Genomic DNA, 16,712 nt, shown 5'->3' on the forward strand with positions numbered 1-16,712 from the left:
GACGCTCTCCAGCGAGGGCATGCCCTGTGCAGGACAGGAGTGTCGCCGTACCCTGGTGGGTATGGGCTCGGGAAGATGCTTCCCGGACAGAGCTCCGTCACCCTGAGTCGCTTTTTCGCCCCTTGTCGCCCCGTTGCCTTGTCCCTTCCCCCGAGGACCTCTTCGCCGAGACATCCATGGCCGGTCACGAATTCCCCGAACCCGCGGACCGCAAGCGCAAACCGCTCGCCGACCACACGTCGAGCGACCTGCGTGCGGCGGAGCAGACGCGCCACCCCTGCGACCCGGCCTTCCGGCACGGCGTCGTGGTGGGTTTCGACGGCTCGACGTCCAGTGAGCGCGCCCTCGCGTACGCGATCGGGATGGCCCGCCGGTCCGGATCCGGCCTGATCCTCGTGCACGTGGCCAATCGGCTGCCCACCACCGTGTGGGCGGGCTGCGAGCCGCCCGTCTTCGTGGACGTGCCGGACCACCGCACCGAGGTGCTGGGGCTGGAACTCGCCTGCGCGGACTATTTGGCCGAAGTGCCGTGGATCCTGGTAGAGCGGGGCGGGGACATCTGCCACGAGCTGGAGGAGGTCGGCCGGGAGTATTCGGCGGATGCCATCGTGGTCGGCTCCACGCACGGGATCGTGGGTCGGATCTTCGGATCGGTGGCCGGCCGCCTGGCCAAGCGCGCACAGCGACCGGTTGTTGTCATTCCGTAACCCACTGTATGTCGGTTGTGCGGTTGTGAACCCCCATGTAAAGGGTAGATAAGTGCTGCTGGGACGCAGCAAACAACTGCAGATCGAAGGGAGCCCGCCGTGGACAATGGTGTCTCTGCGGGAAGCACGGCCTCGACTTCGACCCTCGGGAACATAGCCCTGGGTCTCACCCTTCTCGCATTCGGTATCGGCCACACCGGCGTCGTCAACGGCGTGTCCGCGGCCAACTCCGTGTCGCTCGCGATGTACGTCGGCGGAGCAGCCCTCTTCCTCCTCGGCCTCCTGGAGTACCGGGGCGGCAACGGCTTCAACGGCACCGCGTTCGCGGGCCTGGGCGTCTTCTGGTTCACCTGGGCCAAGGGTGCGGGCGCGTCGGTCTCCGACCAGGCCGCCGGAACGTTTCTGGTCCTCTTCGCGATGCTCGCACTGACCCTCACCCTCGCGGCCGCGAGCGGTGTGTTCGGCCAGGGCGTGTACGCGCTGCTGACCCTCTCCCTGCTCCTGCTGGCCGTTGCCTCGTTCGCGGACAGCGGCGGGCTGGCCAAGGCCGGCGGTTGGGTCGCCGCCGTGTCCGGCCTGCTGGCCTGGTACGGGGCCACCGCGGCACTGGCGCACTGGCCGATGGCGCTCGGCAAGGCCGGGCGCGGCGCGGTCGCCGCGAGCTGAGCACGACACGACGTCGGCCTCCGTGCGCAGGGCGCACGGAGGCCGACGTCGTGGTGCGGTGTTGCCCGCTCGGGCGGTGCCGATGCGGTCGACGCCCGCTCCGTCGATGCCTACTCGACGGTGACGGACTTCGCCAGGTTGCGCGGCTTGTCGATGTCCCGGCCCAGGGCCAGGGCCGTGTGGTAGGCCAGCAGCTGGAGCGGGATGCCCATCAGGATCGGGTCCAGCTCGTCCTCGTTCTTGGGCACGAGGATGGTGTGGTCGGCCTTCTCCTGCTCGCGGTGGGCCACCGCCAGGATCCGGCCGCTGCGGGCCTTGATCTCCTCCAGCGCCGCGCGGTTCTTCTCCAGCAGGTCGTCGTCCGGGACGATGGCGACCGTCGGCATCGCCGGCTCGATGAGCGCGAGCGGGCCGTGCTTGAGCTCCGAGGCGGGGTAGGCCTCGGCGTGGATGTAGGAGATCTCCTTCAGCTTCAGGGAGGCCTCCAGGGCCACCGGGTAGCCGCGGACCCGGCCGATGAACATCATCGACTTGGCCTCGGCGTACTCGGCCGCGAGCTTCTTGATGTCCTCTTCGCCTTCGAGGATCTCCTGGATCTGGGCGGGCAGCTTGCGCAGGCCCTCGATGATCCGCTTGCCGTCGGTGACCGACAGGTCCCGGATGCGGCCCAGGTGCACGGCGAGCAGCGCGAAGGCCACGACCGTGTTGGTGAAGCACTTGGTGGACACCACGCAGACCTCGGGGCCGGCGTGCACGTAGACGCCGCCGTCGGCCTCGCGGGCGATCGCCGAGCCGACCACGTTGACCACGCCGAGGACGCGGGCGCCCTTGCGCTTGAGCTCCTGCACGGCGGCCAGCACGTCGTACGTCTCGCCGGACTGGGAGACCGCGATGTAGAGGGTGTCGGGGTCCACGACCGGGTTGCGGTAGCGGAACTCGGAAGCCGGCTCGGCGTCCGCGGGGATGCGGGCCATGCTCTCGATGAGGCCGGCGCCGATCAGACCCGCGTGGTACGAGGTGCCGCAGCCCAGGATCTTGACCCGGCGGATGCCCCGCGCCTCGCGCGGGTCCAGGTTCAGGCCGCCCAGGTGCACGGTGTTGAACCGGTCGTCGATCCGGCCGCGCAGCACGCGGTCGACCGCGTCGGGCTGCTCGGCGATCTCCTTGTGCATGTAGGTGTCGTGGCCACCCATGTCGTACGAGGCGGCCTCCCACTCCACGGTCTCCGGCGTCGCCGTGGTGGTGGCACCGCTGGTGGTGTAGGTGCGGAAGTCATCGGCCTTGAGAGTGGCCATCTCGCCGTCGTCGAGCGTGACGACCTGGCGGGTGTGGGCGACGAGCGCGGCGACGTCCGAGGCGACGAACATCTCCTTCTCGCCGATGCCGAGGACGACCGGGGAGCCGTTGCGGGCCACGACGATGCGGTCGGCGAAGTCGGCGTGCATGACGGCGATGCCGTAGGTGCCCTCGATCGCCTTGACGGCCTCGCGGACCTTCTCCTCCAGGGTCTCGGCCTGGGAGCGGGCGACGAGGTGGACGATGACCTCGGTGTCGGTCTCCGAGAGGAAGACGACACCCTCGGACTCCAGCTTGGCGCGGAGCTCGGCGGCGTTGTCGACGATGCCGTTGTGGACGACCGCGACCTTGTTGTCGGCGTCGAGGTGCGGGTGGGAGTTGAGGTCGCTCGGCGCGCCGTGGGTGGCCCAGCGGGTGTGGGCGATACCGGTGCTGCCGGCGAAGCGCTTGGGAACCCGGGCCTCCAGGTCGCGGACGCGACCCTTGGCCTTGACCACCTTCAGGGCCGTGGACTTCGGGCTGTTGACGACGATGCCCGCGGAGTCGTATCCGCGGTACTCCAGTCGCTGCAGGCCTTCCAGCAGCAGCGGTGCCACGTCACGCTTGCCGATGTAACCCACGATTCCGCACATAAAGTCTTGCCCCTCCTGAAGTTCGGTTGCTCTTGCCGCTCTGGTGCCTGCGCCGTGTTGCTCAGCCGTAGACGATGCGGCGCAACTGTCGGAGCGACAGCTCCGGCGGCGCCACGGCGCGGTGCGGCAGCTCGGCCGCGATCCGTTCGAAGATCTCCGCGTTCACCGCGCCACCGGACTGCAGTTCGCGGTGGCGGCGGCGCACGAATTCCTCGGTCGTCTCGTCGAAGTACGCGAGCACGTCGAGTACCACCCGGGCGGCCTCGCCGCGCTGGAGCGCGGTGCTGCGCACCAGGTGGTCGACGAGATCGTCATGAGACGGGCGGCGGTCGAGCACCCGTAGATACTGACGGTCCTCGGCCGGGAACGCAAAGATTCTGCCCGAAATCGGGCAGGATCCCTCTGGTCCAGACCAGAGGAATGCGCAAATCCGGTCTCTGAAACCACTAGAAACGCCGCAAAACGGCCTGCTTCGCCGCGGCGAACTCCTCGGCCGTGAGGATGCCCGCCTGGTGCAGATCGCCGAGCTCGCGCAGCCGGCGCAGCAGGGCGTCGTGGTCCTCGGGCGCCGCCGGCTCGGTGGCCGCGGCCGAGAGCTCCGGTACGGGCGCCGGGGCGAGGACCGGGGCGGACTCGGCCGGAGCCGTGGGGTGCGGCATCCGCACCGCCACGGCCGCCGCGGCCAGCGCCATCAGCGGGTCCTTCTTGAAGCCGAACAGTTCCACCGTGTACGGGTCGTACTTGGGCACCGGAGCCGTCGGCGCACCCGCCAGGGTGAACCGGATCCAGCCGTTGTCCAGACCCTTCGACGGGGACCACTCCACCGCCCGCAGGTCCGCGACCCGGAACTGGCGCGGCCCGCCGGAGCGTTTCGCCTCCTCCGTCGTCCAGTTCCAGTCCAGCCACACCCGGTCCCCGTCGAAGGCCACCGTCCCGTCACCCGCCCCCACCGTGATCGGCACGGCCGGCCCCGGCAGCAGGTACGCGTCCACCGGGCCGGGGTCCACCTGGTCCAGCAGGAGCGCATTGCGCACCTCGTCCACGAAGTACTCCGCCACCCCGGCCCGGTCCGACTCCACGCTCAACCGGTACGGGTCGGAAGCCTCCGGCAGCCGCCCGCCGGTCACCTGGAGCAACGGACAGGCGCCGTCACGCAGCTTCAGCCGCAGTCGCCCCGTCTTGCGCCCCGGCTCGTAGCTGATCCCCGCCAGGGCCCGCAGCGGTACGAGCACCTCGCCGAGGGTCTGGCGCAGCAGACCCACCCCCTTGTCGCGGCCCGGCACGATGCGCACCGCGTCCCCGTCGAACGTCCACGTACCGTCCTTCTGGATGATTTCCGCCATCCTGCGATTCTCGCACCGCCCCCTGCACGGCAGTTGACCCCTATACCTGGGCCATGAGAGTCCTGCGACGCACGCTCGGCACCCTCCTCGTCCTCGGCGCGGTCGTCTCCTGCGCCACCCCCCGCGGCGGCGACGCCAGACCCGGGGACGTACCGCCCCCCGCCACCGCCCCCACCCCCTACGCACGTCTCCTGCCCGCCCCGGCCTCCGCCCGCGCGGCCGGCCCCGGCTACCCGGTCGGTGCCGGCACGGTCATCCGTGCCGGCCGACCCGGTGACGAGGACGTCCGCCGCGTCGGAGAGCTCCTCGCGGAGCAGCTGCGCGGCCCCACCGGGCTGCCGCTGCCCGTGGTGGACGCCGCGGAGGGCGACGGCATCCTGCTACGGATCGACGACCACGCCGAGGGGGTCGGCGCCGAGGGCTACCGGCTGGACTCCGGTCCCCGCGGCGTCACCCTGACCGCCCGCACCCCGGCCGGCCTGTTCCACGCCGGGCAGACGCTGCGCCAGTTGCTGCCGGTGTCCGGGCCGGGGACGGTGCCCGGCGGCCAGATCACCGACGCGCCCCGGTTCGCGTACCGGGGGGCCATGCTCGACGTCGCCCGCCACTTCTTCACGGTGGACCAGGTGAAGCGGTACGTCGACCAGCTCGCCGAGTACAAGGTCAACACGCTGCACCTGCACCTGACCGACGACCAGGGCTGGCGGATCGCGATCGACTCCTGGCCGCGGCTGGCGCAGTACGGCGGCGGCAGCGAGGTCGGCGGCGGGCCGGGCGGCCACTGGACCAAGGACCAGTACCGGGACCTGGTGGCGTACGCCGGCGACCGGTACGTGGACGTGGTCCCGGAGATCGACATGCCCGGGCACGTGAACGCGGCCCAGGCCTCCTACGCGGAGCTGAACTGCGACGGGAAGGCGCGGGACCGCTACACGGGGATCAAGGTCGGCTTCAGTTCCCTCTGCGTCGGCAAGGAGCGGACGTACGAGTTCATCGACGAGGTGCTCGGGGAGCTGGCGGAGCTGACGCCGGGTCGCTACCTGCACATCGGCGGCGACGAGGCCCACTCGACGCCGGCGGCGGACTACGCGGCGTTCATGGACCGCGCCCAACAGGTGGTGGCCCGCCACGGCAAGACGGTGGTGGCCTGGCACCAGCTCGCGTCGGCCCGCCCGGCGCCGGGGGCGGTGCTCCAGTACTGGGGCCACGACAAGACCGCCGCGGCCGAGAAGGCGGCGGTGACCGCGGCGGCGAAGGCGGGCCACCCACTGATCCTGTCGCCGGCGGACCGGCTCTACCTGGACATGAAGTACGACCAGACGACCAAGCCGGGCCTGGCCTGGGCCGGCTACGTCCCGGTGCGCAGGGCGTACGACTGGAACCCGGGGGCGTACCTGGCCGGAGTCCAGGAATCCTCGGTCCTGGGTGTGGAGGCCCCGCTCTGGACGGAGACCATCGCCACCCGGCCCGACCTGGAGTTCATGGCCTTCCCGCGGGTCCTGGGCCTGGCGGAACTCGGCTGGAGCCAGGGCCCGCGGAACTGGACGGAGTACCGCGCCCGCCTGGCGGCCCAGGCCCCCCGCCTGGACGCCCAGGACATCACCTACTACCGCGCCCCGGACGTCCCCTGGGGGTAGCCGCCGCGCCCGCCACACCCGGAGGTGAATTCGGCGCCGGTCATCGCTCTTTGCCAGATGCCTCGGACCGGGAGGTCCTGATGAGCACCCACAGCTCGGACGATCCGGTCTTCCCGCTCCGACGGCCGAGCCTGTCGGTGGACGAACTGATCGCGGCCGAGAACGCCGAGCCGATCCGAGCCGATCGCTCGCTGATCTCAACGCGATGTCTGCGGACATCTTCGGCACCCCGTAGCTGGGGCCAGCCGCACCTGCGTGCACGGGGTCAGGCGAGCGCTGACTCCTTCAGGTCGAGGATGAAGGCCACCCAGGCGGACGCTGTGCACCGGAGCCCGGGTCGGCCGGCGTCCTTGCTGTCCCGCACAGCACGCCCGCCGTCCGCCGTCTCCGCCACTTCGACGCAGTCGCCCCGCTGGCCGGAGTAGGAGGACTTGCGGTACGCGCTGACGATCTCTGCGGTCATGGTCTCTCTCCCGTGATGTGCGCGTTCTTGAGCAACTGCCGGATGCGGTCTGCCGTCTCCTCGGGAGACAGCGCTGTGGAGCGTAGCCGGTCGAAGACGTGCACGTAGAGGGCAAGATCGTCCGGCGCTTCGATCACCGAAGTGTTCGCCAGGTTCTCCAAGGCGACGGCCTCTACAGTCGGTTCGTCACCGAAGGAGAAGCTGACGAACGGCCCGGCGACACCTGCCGCCCTGCTTGCCGAAGCAGGCAGCATCTGAACCGTCACGTTGTAGCGTTCCCCGGCCTCCAGCAGTCGACTTGTCCGCGAAGAGGGCGGACAGGGCTTCGCGGACACGCCTTCGGGCGGTGGGGACGGGCAGGGGGTCGAGGGACCGTATCGACCGCCTGCCCGTCCCCGGTTCACCGTCGTGCGAAGGGCGCGACGGGGTTCTTGAGGGTGCCGATCAGCTGGAGGGCCGCCGCCGGGTCGGCGAGGTCGACCATCTGCTTGTTGTTGCGCAGCTGGAGGCGGTTGAGGCAGGACAGCTGGAACTCGTCCGCGAAGAGGTCGTAGCGGGCGAAGCGGTCGGCGAGGGCCGGCATCGAGTCCTGGTAGGCGTGGCCGCAGTCCGCGACCGCCTGCCAGAAGGTGTCCTCCTCGCAGATGCCCTCCGTGGCGAGGATCGAGCCCAGGAAGCGGAAGAAGCAGTCGAAGACGTCCGTGAAGATCGACAGCAGTTTCATGTCCTCCGGGATGTCCGCCCGGACCCGCTCGACGGCCGGCGGCAGGACCGCGTCCGGGTCCATGACCACGATCTCCTCGGCGATGTCCTTGAAGATCGCCCGCTTCACCACGCCGTTCTCGATGACGAGGATCGTGTTCTCTCCGTGCGGCATGTACGCGAGGTCGTACTGGTAGAAGCAGTGCAGGAGGGGGACGAGGTAGGCCCGGAGGTAGTGGTGGAGCCACTCGGCCGGGGTCAGCCCCGATTCCTCGATCAGGGCGCCGACGAAGGACGTGCCCTCCGCGTCCACATGGAGGAGGGACGCCATCGTGGCCAGGCGCTCCTCACCCCGGATCGCATTCACCGGGGACTCGCGCCACAGGGCCGCCAGCATCTTGCGGTACGGCGAGTAGCGGTCGGTGGCGCGCTCGTACTGGCGGTGGTGGTAGCCGATGGCCGCCCGCTCGCGAATGATCGAGAAGTCCACCGACCGCAGGACCTCGTCGCCCTCGATCAGTCGGTGCAGCCAGTCGTTGATCGCCGGGGTGGCCTCCATGTAGGCGGCCGACAGGCCCCGCATGAAGCCCATGTTCAGGACCGAGATGGCCGTCTTGACGTAGTGCTTGGTGGGGGTGGTGGTGTTGAAGAACGTGCGGATCGACTGTTGCGCGAGGTACGCGTCCTCGCCCTCGCCCAGCAGGACCAGGCGACGGTTGGCTATCTCGGCGGCGAAGGTGACCGTCGTCTTGTTCCACCACTGCCAGGGGTGGACGGGCAGCAGGTGGTAGTCCGCCAGGTCCAGGCCCATGGACCGCATTTTCGCCGCGAAGAGTTCCAGCGTCGCGTCGCCCAGCTCCGCGCGCACGAACGCGTCGTGGTCCAGGCCGGCGCCCGCCGTGAAGGTGGAGACGTCCTTGCGGGCCGCGACCCACACCAGGTGGACCGGACTGGCGGTCTCCGGCGCGTACGAGAGGTACTCGTGCACGCCGAAACCGAGGCGGCCGTTGTTGGCCACGAAGCAGGGGTGGCCCTCGGTCATGCCCGTCTCGATGTCCTGGAACGAGGCCTTCGCCAGGACGGCGGCCGGGACCTGCGGCTTCGTGTACTTGAAGCCGGAGCCCGCCAGGGTCGAGGAGATCTCCTCCAGGTAGACCGGCAGGACCTCCGGGCTCAGACCCAGCGCCTCGCGCATCTCGATGTGGAAGTCGAGGGCGTCCAACGGGAGCTCGGCGCCGTCCCGGCGGCGGGTGATCGAGGCCTCGTCCACCGCCCAGTGGTCCAGGGCGTGCAGGGTGGCCGTGAAGCGGTACTCGACCGAGGCGTCGTCGCTCAGGACCGAGTACGTCGAGTCGCCGAGCGGCCTCGGCGCCAGGAGGCGTTCGTGCGAGAACTCGGCCAGAGCCTTGCGGACCAGAGCGCGGTTCGCACGGGCCCACAGGTCGGGGGAGAGGTGCGCGATCGCGTCGGCGAGGCTCATATCGAGGCTCCCGTCACGATGCCGGTGGCCGTCTCGAACTGCGCACGCGTGCAGAAACTCAGCAGGGCTTCCTTCTCCGGCTTCCGGACCGGGCCGTCGGCGACGAAGCCGACCGCCTCGTTCAGGGCGTGCACCGCCGTGTTCTCCACGTCCGGCTCCACCACGACCCGCTCGGTCGCCGGGTCGGCGAACAGCGCGGCCATCACCGTGGTGATCACGGCGCGGGTGAACCCGTGCAGCGGCCGGTCGCTCGGTGCGACGAGGAAGTGCATGCCCACGTCGCCCGGCAGGGCCTCATACAGGCCGACCAGTTCGAGCTCGCTCGGGTCGTACTTCTCCATCAGGAAGGCCGGGCGGCCCTCGTGGAGGCCGATGAAGGCGTCGTGGTGCTCCGCAGCGGCGATCTTCATGTACTCGCGCTCGACGTCCGGCAGCGAGGCGTCCTGCATCATCCAGAACGCGGCCTTGGGGTGGGTGACCCAGCCGTGGAGCAGCTCCGCGTCGGCGAAGGGGTCCAGCGGGCGGATGGCGAAGCTGCCGAGGACGGCGTCCGTGCGCGTGTACAGGGGATTCGTGGTGGTGCTCATGCGTGCATGCCTTCCGGGGCCGCGAACTGCTGGAACGCGATGGACTTCTCGACCTTGTAGTGCTCGCGGCCGAGGATCTCGCCCACGATGTACGCGTTGCGGTAGGCGGCCATGCCCAGGTCGGGCGAGGTGATGGAGTGGTTGTGGACCGTGCCGTTCTGCAGGAAGACCTCGCGGCCGGTCACGTCGATGCTGTAGTTGCGGGCCGCGTCGGGGCGACCGTGACCGTCGAAGTTGAGGCGGTCGCGGATGGGGGAGAGGAACTCCGGGAGGGTGTACCTGTAACCCGTCGCGAGGACCAGGCCCTCGGTGGTGAGGGTGAAGTCGCGTTCCTGCTCCTCCTGGCGCAGGCCCAGGGCGTACGTGCCCGTGGTGGTGTCGTACACCGCCGAGTTCAGCGCGGTGTTGGTCAGCAGGGTGGTCGGGACCGGGCCCGGCGAGGTGACCTTCTTCTGGTAGAGCAGGTCGAAGATGGCGTTGATCAGCTCGCCGTCGATGCCCTTGAAGAGGTTCTTCTGCTGGCTTTCGAGCCGGTAGCGGGTTTCCTCGGGGAGCGCGTGGAAGTAGTCCACGTACTCCGGGGAGGTCATCTCCAGCGTCAGCTTCGTGTATTCCAGCGGGAAGAACCGAGGGGACCTGGTCACCCAGTTGAGCTGGTAGCCGTACGCGTCGATCTCGGACAGGAGGTCGTAGTAGATCTCCGCGGCGCTCTGGCCGGAGCCGATGAGCGTGATCGACTTCTTCTGCTGGAGCTCCGCCTTGTTCTGCACGTAGGCCGAGTTGTGCGTGAAGTCGCCGCCCAGCCCGGCGCAGGCCGGCGGGACGAACGGCGGGGTGCCGGTGCCCAGGACCAGGCGGCGGGCGAGGTGGATCTCGCCGCGGTCGGTGTGGACCTCGTAGAGTCCGGTCCGCTCGTCGTACCCGACCTTGGTGACGGAGGTGGAGAACCGCACGTTGTCGAGGCGGTCGGCGGCCCAGCGGCAGTAGTCGTTGTACTCGGTCCGCAGCGGGTAGAAGTTCTCCCTGATGTAGAAGGAGAACAGCCGGTCCTTTTCCTTCAGGTAGTTCAGGAAGGAGAACGGCGAGGTCGGGTCGGCCAGCGTGACCAGGTCCGACATGAACGGCGTCTGCAGGTGCGCACCGTCCAGGAACATGCCGGCGTGCCACTCGAAGTGCGGCTTCGTCTCGATGAAGAGGCCGTCGAGCTCGCCGATCGGTGCGGTCAGGCAGGCGAGTCCCAGGTTGAAGGGACCGAGGCCGATACCGATGAAATCGTGGGGCCGACGGGGGGCACGGGGCTCACGAGACGACTGCAAGGGATTCTCCCAGGTACTGCTCGGCGTGGGACGCGAGGAGGTCGAGGACGGCCGCGATGTCGGCCGTCGTGGTCTGCGGGTTGAGGAGGGTGAACTTCAGGTACTGGGCACCGTCGACCTTGGTGCCGGCGACGACGGCCTCACCGGAGGCGAACAGTGCGTTGCGGGCGTGCAGGTTGGCCTCGTCGAGGAGGTCGGCGCGCACCTCGCCGGCATCCGGGGCGGGGACGTAGCGGAAGACGAGGGTGGAGATCTGCGGGCGGACGACGACCTCGAAGCGGGGGTCGGCGTCGATGAGGTCCCAGCCCGCCGCGGCCAGGTCGATGACCTCGTCGAAGAGCGAGCCGAGGCCGTCGGCCCCCATGGTGCGCAGGGTCATCCAGAGCTTGAGCGCGTCGAAGCGGCGGGTGGTCTGGATGGACTTGTCGACCTGGTTCGGAATCCGCTCCTGCGCCATGCGGCGCGGATTGAGGTAGTCCGCGTGGTACGTGGCGTGCTTCAGGGTGTCGCGGTCGCGGACCAGGACGGCGCTGGAACTGACGGGCTGGAAGAAGGACTTGTGGTAGTCGACAGTGACCGAGTCGGCCAGTTCGATGCCGTCGAGCAGGTGCCGGTGGGTCGGGGAGACCAGCAGTCCGCAGCCGTACGCGGCATCCACGTGCATCCACGCGCAGTGCTCGGCGGCCAGCCGGGCGATCTCGGGGAGCGGGTCGATGGACCCGAAGTCGGTGGTGCCGGCCGTGGCGACGACGGCCATCGGGAACAGGCCCTCCTGGGTGCAGCTCTCCAGTTCCAGGGCGAGCACGGCGGTGTCCATGCGGCGGTTGCGGTCGACCGGGACGGTGATGACGGCCTCGTAGCCGAGGCCGAGCATGGCGGCCGATTTCTGAACGCTGAAGTGGCTGGCCTCGGACGTGAAGATGCGCAGCTTGGGCAGGACCTCGGACTTGGGGAGCTCGTGCTCGCTGTTCTTGATCACCGTGCGGCAGGCCTCGTCGCGGGCCAGCAGGAGTGCGTGGAAGTTGGACTGGCTTCCGCCGGAGGTGAAGACGCCGTCCGCGCCCGGGCCGAGGCCGATGCGTCCGGCGGTCCAGTCGATCAGGCGGCGCTCGATGAGCGTGCCGCCGATGGACTGGTCCCAGGTGTCCAGGGAGGAGTTGACGGCCGAGAGGACGGCTTCGCCGAGTACGGCGGGGATGACGACCGGGCAGTTGAGGTGGCCCAGGTAGCGCGGGTGGTGGAAGTACACCGCGTCGCGCAGGTAGACCTCTTCCAGTTCGTCGAGGACGGCGGCGGGGTCTTCGAGCGGCCGGTCCAGGTCGATCGCGTCGATGACCGGGGCGAGTTCGTCGACGGAGATGCCCGTGTGGGGCCGTTGCGTGGTCGCGAGTTTGGCGGCGACGCGCTCGACGCCTTCGGTGAGGGAACGCCGGTAGAGGTCAGCGGTCGTCTCATTCAGTAGATGCGAGCGCATCAACGTTCCTCCGGCAGGGGGAGAGGGGGGTGGGGAGATGTTGCTTAGGTTAGCCTAACCTAACTGATGGGCCAAATGGCGATGGGCCCCGGCCGGAAGCCGGGGCCCATCGTTGAACGAGGCCTAGGGGAGCGGGAGTTGCTACAGCGCGGACGCGGGGTCCTCGCTGGCTGCCTTGCCCGCGTACGCCTCGGCGAGGAGTTCCTCCTCGCTCGCGCCGAGGCGCCAGTAACCGGTGAAGCGCACCGCGCGCCGATCGATGAATCGTTCCTGCACGACGTGCCGACGAACGGCCCGGATCGTGCCGGCCTCGCCCGCGAGCCAGACGTACGGGGCTTCGGCGCTCGGCAGTTCGGCCGCCCGGAGCACGTCCAACACCCGCTCGGTGCGTTCCTTGCCCGCGCCCCGAGCCCGCACGATCCAGGTGAGGTCCACGTCGGCGGGGGTGGACAGGGGCAGTCGGTCATCTGCGTGCGGGACCTCGAAGAAGGCCGTGACGCGCGTGCCGGAGGCGAGCCGTTCCAGGATCGCGGCGGCTGCGGGGAGCGCGGTCTCGTCCGCGTACATCAACAGGGCGTCGGTGGCGGCCGGCGGCCGGAAGCGCACCGACTTGTTCTCGGCGACGGCCGGGCCGATGGCCATGATCCGGCGGCCGGTCACGGCCCGCCCGGCCCAGTACGAAGCGGGCGAAGCGTCCCCGTGCAGAACGAAGTCGATGTCGATCTCGCAGCCGCCCCCGGACGTGCGGCGCTGTTCGCGCACGGTGTACGAGCGCATCACCGGCCGCTCCTCGTCCGGCACGGCCCGCCAGGCCGCGAACCAGGTGGCCTCGTCCGTGGACGGGAGTACGGTGTGCTCCCGGTGGGCGGGCGGCAGGAAGAGCGAGAGGCTCTGGTCGTAGCCGCCCGAACGGAAGCCCGCGAGGGACTCGCCGCCGAACGTGACCCGCAGGAAGGAGTGTCCGAGCCGGCGGGTGCGGAGCACTTCGAGTGCGAAGAACCGGAAGGGCGTGACGGCCGGGATGGCGTCGGCCGCGGTGCCGGACGGGGCTTCGGGTGCGGTGGCGGTCATGCGGAAGGTCTCCCTGGGAGTGGAAGCGGCGTCGGATCCGGGGTGCCGGGGGTCAGCTGACCTTCTTGGCGTTCTGGATGGACTTCGCGAGGTCCTCCAGGACCTGGGCGCACTTGTCGTACGAGTAGATCGGCTCGGTGACGCGCGGGGCGACCTGGCCGGCCTTGACGGCGGGCAGTTCGGCCCAGGTCGGCTTGGCCTTCAGCTCCTCCGGCTGCAGCGTGCCGGTGCGGTTGTCGAGGAGCACCAGGTCGGCCTTGTACTTGCCGGCGTTCTCCCAGCTGAGGCTCTCGAAGAAGCCGCCGGCGTCCAGCTTGTCCTTCTCCGGGGCGACGAACTCGACGCCGAGGGTCTCGAAGTACTTCAGGTCGGCCGAGGTCTTCGGCGTGGAGACGTAGAACAGGTCGGCGGAGCCGGAACCGACGAGCACCTTGATGCCCGGGTTGGCCTTGGTGGCCTCGCGGACCTTGGCGGCGGCGGCCTCGAACCGGGCCTTGGCGTCGGCGGTCTGCTGGGTGTTCAGGTCGGCGCCCAGAGCCTTGGCGAGGTCGGCGGTGCGCTCCAGCGCCTTGTCGAGCGAGGCGTCGCCGCCCACGCCGATCGCGGCGGCCGGGGCCAGCTTCAGGATCTTTTCCTTGGAGGCCTCCGGGACGAACCAGTAGCTGCCGTCCCAGGTGTTGGTGGCCAGCAGGTCGGGCTGGAGGGCCGCGTACTTCTCGACGTTGAACTCGTCGTAGACGTTGCCGAGGATCTCGACCTTGGAGATGTCCATGGAGCCGGCCATCCTGTCGGCCTTGCCGTCGGCGGTCTTGGTCGGGCCGAAGACGCCCTTGACCTGGATGCCGTAGTCGTAGAGCGCGGCAGCGGTGCCCGTGTAGGCCACGATGTTCTTCGGCTTGGCCTTGAGGCTGAGGTCCTTGCCGAGGTCGTCCTTGAAGCTCCAAGCACCCGAGGCCGCGGCGCCCTTGTCCTGGCCGCCCGCCCCGCCCTTCGCCGCGTCGGAGCCGCCGCAAGCGGTGAGGACCGCGACGAGGCCGAGGGCACCGCCGGCGGCGACGAGGCTGCGGCGGGAAAGGGAGGAGGTACGGGACTTGGGCATGTCGATGTCCGCTTTCGTGCGTGCCGGGCGGCCACGGGGCCGTTCAAAGGAAGGTTAGCCTAACCTTGGCTGAAAGCGGTAAGGGGGCCCTAACTTACTGGGCCCCCGGTACTGCGCCGCACCCCGCGGCCGACTGCGCCCTAGGCGGAGAAGCCCAGTTCGCGGGCGATGAGCATGCGCTGCACCTCGCTGGTGCCCTCGCCGATCTCCAGGATCTTGGAGTCCCGCCACATGCGGGCCACGGGGTACTCGTTCATGAACCCGTAGCCGCCGTGGATCTGGGTGGCCTCACGCGCGTTGTCGACGGCGACCGTGGAGGAGTACAGCTTCGCGATCGCCGCCTCCTTCTTGAACGGTTCCCCGGCCACGAGGCGGGAGGCCGCGTCGCGCCAGCCGATCCGCGCCATGTGGGCCCGCATCTCCATGTCCGCCAGCTTGAACTGGATGGCCTGGTTGTCACCGATGGGACGACCGAAGGCCTTGCGCTCCTTCGCGTACTTCACCGACTCGTCCACACAGCCCTGCGCGAGACCGGTGGCGAGCGCCGAGATCGCGATGCGGCCCTCGTCCAGGATGCGCAGGAACTGGGCGTAGCCGCGGCCCTCCTCGCCGACCAGGTTGGCCAGCGGCACCCGTACGTCGTCGAAGGCGAGCTCGCGGGTGTCCGAGGAGTTCCAGCCGACCTTGGAGTACGGGGCGGCCACCGTGAAGCCGGGAGTGCCGGACGGGACGATGATCGAGGAGATCTCCGGACGGCCGTCGGCCTTGCGCCCGGTGACGGCCGTGACGGTGACCAGACCGGTGATGTCCGTACCGGAGTTGGTGATGAAGCACTTGGAGCCGTTGATCACCCACTCGTCGCCGTCCTTGACGGCGGTGGTGCGGGTGCCGCCGGCGTCGGAGCCGCCGTCCGGCTCGGTCAGACCGAAGGCGCCCAGCACCTCGCCCGAGCACATCTTCGGCAGCCACTGCTGCTTCTGCTCCTCGGTGCCGAACAGGTAGATCGGCATGGCGCCGAGGGAGACCCCCGCCTCCAGCGTGATGGCGACCGAGGAGTCGACGCGGGCCAGCTCCTCCAGGGCGATGCCGAGGGCGAGGTAGTCGCCGCCCATGCCGCCGTACTCCTCGGGGAAGGGCAGGCCGAACAGGCCCATGCGGCCCATCTCGCGGACGATCTCGTACGGGAACTCGTGCCGCTCGTACAGGTCGCCGATCTTGGGCGCGACGACGTCGTGCGCGAACTCCTCGACGGTGCGGCGGAGTTCCTCGTGCTCGGGGGTGAGCCGGTGGTCGAGGGACATGATCTTCTTTACTCCTTGTGGGAGAGTGCGCGGACGGTACGGGAAGGGCTGGGGCGTCCCAGCTGTTCGGCCATCCACACGCTCGTGGCAGTGAGGGCGGCCAGGTCGACGCCGGTCTCGATGCCGAGTCCGTCGAGCATCCACACCAGGTCCTCGGTGGCGAGGTTGCCGGTGGCGCTCTTGGCGTACGGGCATCCGCCGAGGCCGCCCGCGGAGGCGTCGACGGTGGTCACCCCGTGCTGGAGCGCGGCGAGGGTGTTGGACAGGGCCTGGCCGTAGGTGTCGTGGAAGTGCACGCCGATGCGGTCGGTCGCGACGCCCTCCTCGTTGAGCTGGCTCAGGAGGCTCTGGACGTGTCCCGGGGTGGCGACGCCGATGGTGTCGCCGAGGCTGAGCTCGTCACAGCCGAGGTCGAGCAGGGCCTTGGCCACGCGGACCACCTGGTGCACCGGGACCGGACCCTCCCAGGGGTCGCCGAAGCACATGGAGAGGTAGCCGCGGACGTGCGCCCCGCCCTCCTTGGCGCGGGCCACCACCGGCTCGAACATGGCGAGGGACTCGGCGACGGTCCGGTTGAGGTTGCGGGAGGCGAAGGTCTCGGTCGCCGAGCCGAAGACCGCGATGCGGTCGGCGCCCAGGGCCAGGGCACGGTCGAGGCCCCGCTCGTTGGGCACGAGGACGGGGAGGTGGACCCCGGCCAGGTCCCGCAGCTGCGGGAACAGCTCCTCGGCGTCCGCCAGCTGGGGCACCCACTTGGGGTGCACGAAGCTGGTGGCCTCGACGGTGGTCAGCCCGGCGGCGGCCAGCCGACGGATGAACTCGGCCTTGACCGGGGTCGGTACGGCCGTCTTCTCGTTCTGCAGCCCGTCGCGGGCGCCGACCTCGTGGATGCGGACGCGGGCCGGCAGCTCGGGGGCCGGGACGGTCATGGGCAGTCC

16 protein-coding genes are annotated in these 16,712 nt (G+C 69.7%); 3 read left to right on the forward strand and 13 right to left on the reverse strand.

The genetic code is table 11. The annotated features are described in order from the left end of the window. Window positions 1–176 precede the first annotated feature (176 nt). The gene (locus ABZZ20_RS17665) at window positions 177–707 is read left to right on the forward strand and encodes a universal stress protein (protein ID WP_356870360.1); all 531 of its coding nucleotides are present in this window, start codon (window positions 177–179) and stop codon (window positions 705–707) included. A 99-nt stretch (window positions 708–806) separates the two neighbouring features. Then, a complete protein-coding gene (locus ABZZ20_RS17670) occupies window positions 807–1,373 on the forward strand; it encodes a GPR1/FUN34/YaaH family transporter (RefSeq protein ID WP_356870362.1) in 567 nt (188 codons plus the stop codon). 110 nt (window positions 1,374–1,483) lie between these two features. Here ABZZ20_RS17670 and glmS read toward each other — a convergent pair whose 3' ends face one another. From glmS to ABZZ20_RS17685, 3 genes are all read right to left on the reverse strand, one after another. Continuing rightward, window positions 1,484–3,301: a glutamine--fructose-6-phosphate transaminase (isomerizing) gene (gene glmS, locus ABZZ20_RS17675; protein WP_356870364.1), complete on the reverse strand. Its 1,818-nt coding sequence runs from the start codon at window positions 3,299–3,301 to the stop codon at window positions 1,484–1,486. 61 nt (window positions 3,302–3,362) lie between these two features. Next, complete coding sequence (locus ABZZ20_RS17680; protein ID WP_030008735.1) at window positions 3,363–3,638, reverse strand: hypothetical protein; 276 nt, start codon at window positions 3,636–3,638, stop codon at window positions 3,363–3,365. 109 nt (window positions 3,639–3,747) lie between these two features. After that, window positions 3,748–4,644 (reverse strand): DUF4429 domain-containing protein, encoded by an 897-nt coding sequence (locus tag ABZZ20_RS17685; RefSeq protein WP_356870365.1) that lies wholly within the window; start codon window positions 4,642–4,644, stop codon window positions 3,748–3,750. 53 nt (window positions 4,645–4,697) lie between these two features. On the opposite strand from ABZZ20_RS17685, the gene ABZZ20_RS17690 reads away from it, so the two are divergent. Beyond that, window positions 4,698–6,281 carry a beta-N-acetylhexosaminidase gene (locus ABZZ20_RS17690; protein WP_356870366.1) on the forward strand — a complete coding sequence of 528 codons (1,584 nt, stop codon included), beginning with the start codon at window positions 4,698–4,700 and terminating at the stop codon, window positions 6,279–6,281. 265 nt (window positions 6,282–6,546) lie between these two features. Here the strand turns inward: ABZZ20_RS17690 and ABZZ20_RS17695 are convergent, their stop codons facing one another. The 10 genes from ABZZ20_RS17695 to ABZZ20_RS17740 form a co-directional block, all read right to left on the reverse strand. Next, window positions 6,547–6,744 (reverse strand): DUF397 domain-containing protein, encoded by a 198-nt coding sequence (locus ABZZ20_RS17695; protein ID WP_356870368.1) that lies wholly within the window; start codon window positions 6,742–6,744, stop codon window positions 6,547–6,549. Next, window positions 6,741–7,079 carry a Scr1 family TA system antitoxin-like transcriptional regulator gene (locus tag ABZZ20_RS17700; protein WP_356870370.1) on the reverse strand — a complete coding sequence of 113 codons (339 nt, stop codon included), beginning with the start codon at window positions 7,077–7,079 and terminating at the stop codon, window positions 6,741–6,743. Before ABZZ20_RS17700 ends, ABZZ20_RS17695 begins: the two co-directional genes overlap by 4 nt. Before the next feature lie 65 nt (window positions 7,080–7,144). Next, window positions 7,145–8,926 carry an IucA/IucC family siderophore biosynthesis protein gene (locus tag ABZZ20_RS17705; protein ID WP_356870372.1) on the reverse strand — a complete coding sequence of 594 codons (1,782 nt, stop codon included), beginning with the start codon at window positions 8,924–8,926 and terminating at the stop codon, window positions 7,145–7,147. Then, complete coding sequence (locus ABZZ20_RS17710) at window positions 8,923–9,513, reverse strand: GNAT family N-acetyltransferase (RefSeq protein ID WP_356870374.1); 591 nt, start codon at window positions 9,511–9,513, stop codon at window positions 8,923–8,925. Before ABZZ20_RS17710 ends, ABZZ20_RS17705 begins: the two co-directional genes overlap by 4 nt. After that, complete coding sequence (locus ABZZ20_RS17715) at window positions 9,510–10,829, reverse strand: SidA/IucD/PvdA family monooxygenase (protein ID WP_356870376.1); 1,320 nt, start codon at window positions 10,827–10,829, stop codon at window positions 9,510–9,512. Before ABZZ20_RS17715 ends, ABZZ20_RS17710 begins: the two co-directional genes overlap by 4 nt. Beyond that, window positions 10,813–12,303, reverse strand: a complete 1,491-nt coding sequence (locus ABZZ20_RS17720) for an aspartate aminotransferase family protein (RefSeq protein WP_356870378.1) — start codon at window positions 12,301–12,303, stop codon at window positions 10,813–10,815. The genes ABZZ20_RS17715 and ABZZ20_RS17720 overlap by 17 nt, the downstream gene beginning before the upstream one ends. A gap of 141 nt (window positions 12,304–12,444) precedes the next feature. Continuing rightward, complete coding sequence (locus ABZZ20_RS17725; RefSeq protein ID WP_356870380.1) at window positions 12,445–13,374, reverse strand: siderophore-interacting protein; 930 nt, start codon at window positions 13,372–13,374, stop codon at window positions 12,445–12,447. Window positions 13,375–13,426: 52 nt separating this feature from the next. Beyond that, window positions 13,427–14,473 (reverse strand): ABC transporter substrate-binding protein, encoded by a 1,047-nt coding sequence (locus tag ABZZ20_RS17730; RefSeq protein ID WP_356870382.1) that lies wholly within the window; start codon window positions 14,471–14,473, stop codon window positions 13,427–13,429. 140 nt (window positions 14,474–14,613) lie between these two features. Then, complete coding sequence (locus tag ABZZ20_RS17735) at window positions 14,614–15,774, reverse strand: acyl-CoA dehydrogenase family protein (protein WP_356870384.1); 1,161 nt, start codon at window positions 15,772–15,774, stop codon at window positions 14,614–14,616. An 8-nt stretch (window positions 15,775–15,782) separates the two neighbouring features. Continuing rightward, entirely contained in the window at window positions 15,783–16,703 is a 921-nt protein-coding gene (locus ABZZ20_RS17740) for a hydroxymethylglutaryl-CoA lyase (RefSeq protein WP_356870484.1), read from the reverse strand. Window positions 16,704–16,712: the final 9 nt, after the last annotated feature.

The sequence above is a fragment of the Streptomyces sp. NPDC006430 genome (assembly GCF_040612395.1).
Lineage (GTDB): Bacteria > Actinomycetota > Actinomycetes > Streptomycetales > Streptomycetaceae > Streptomyces.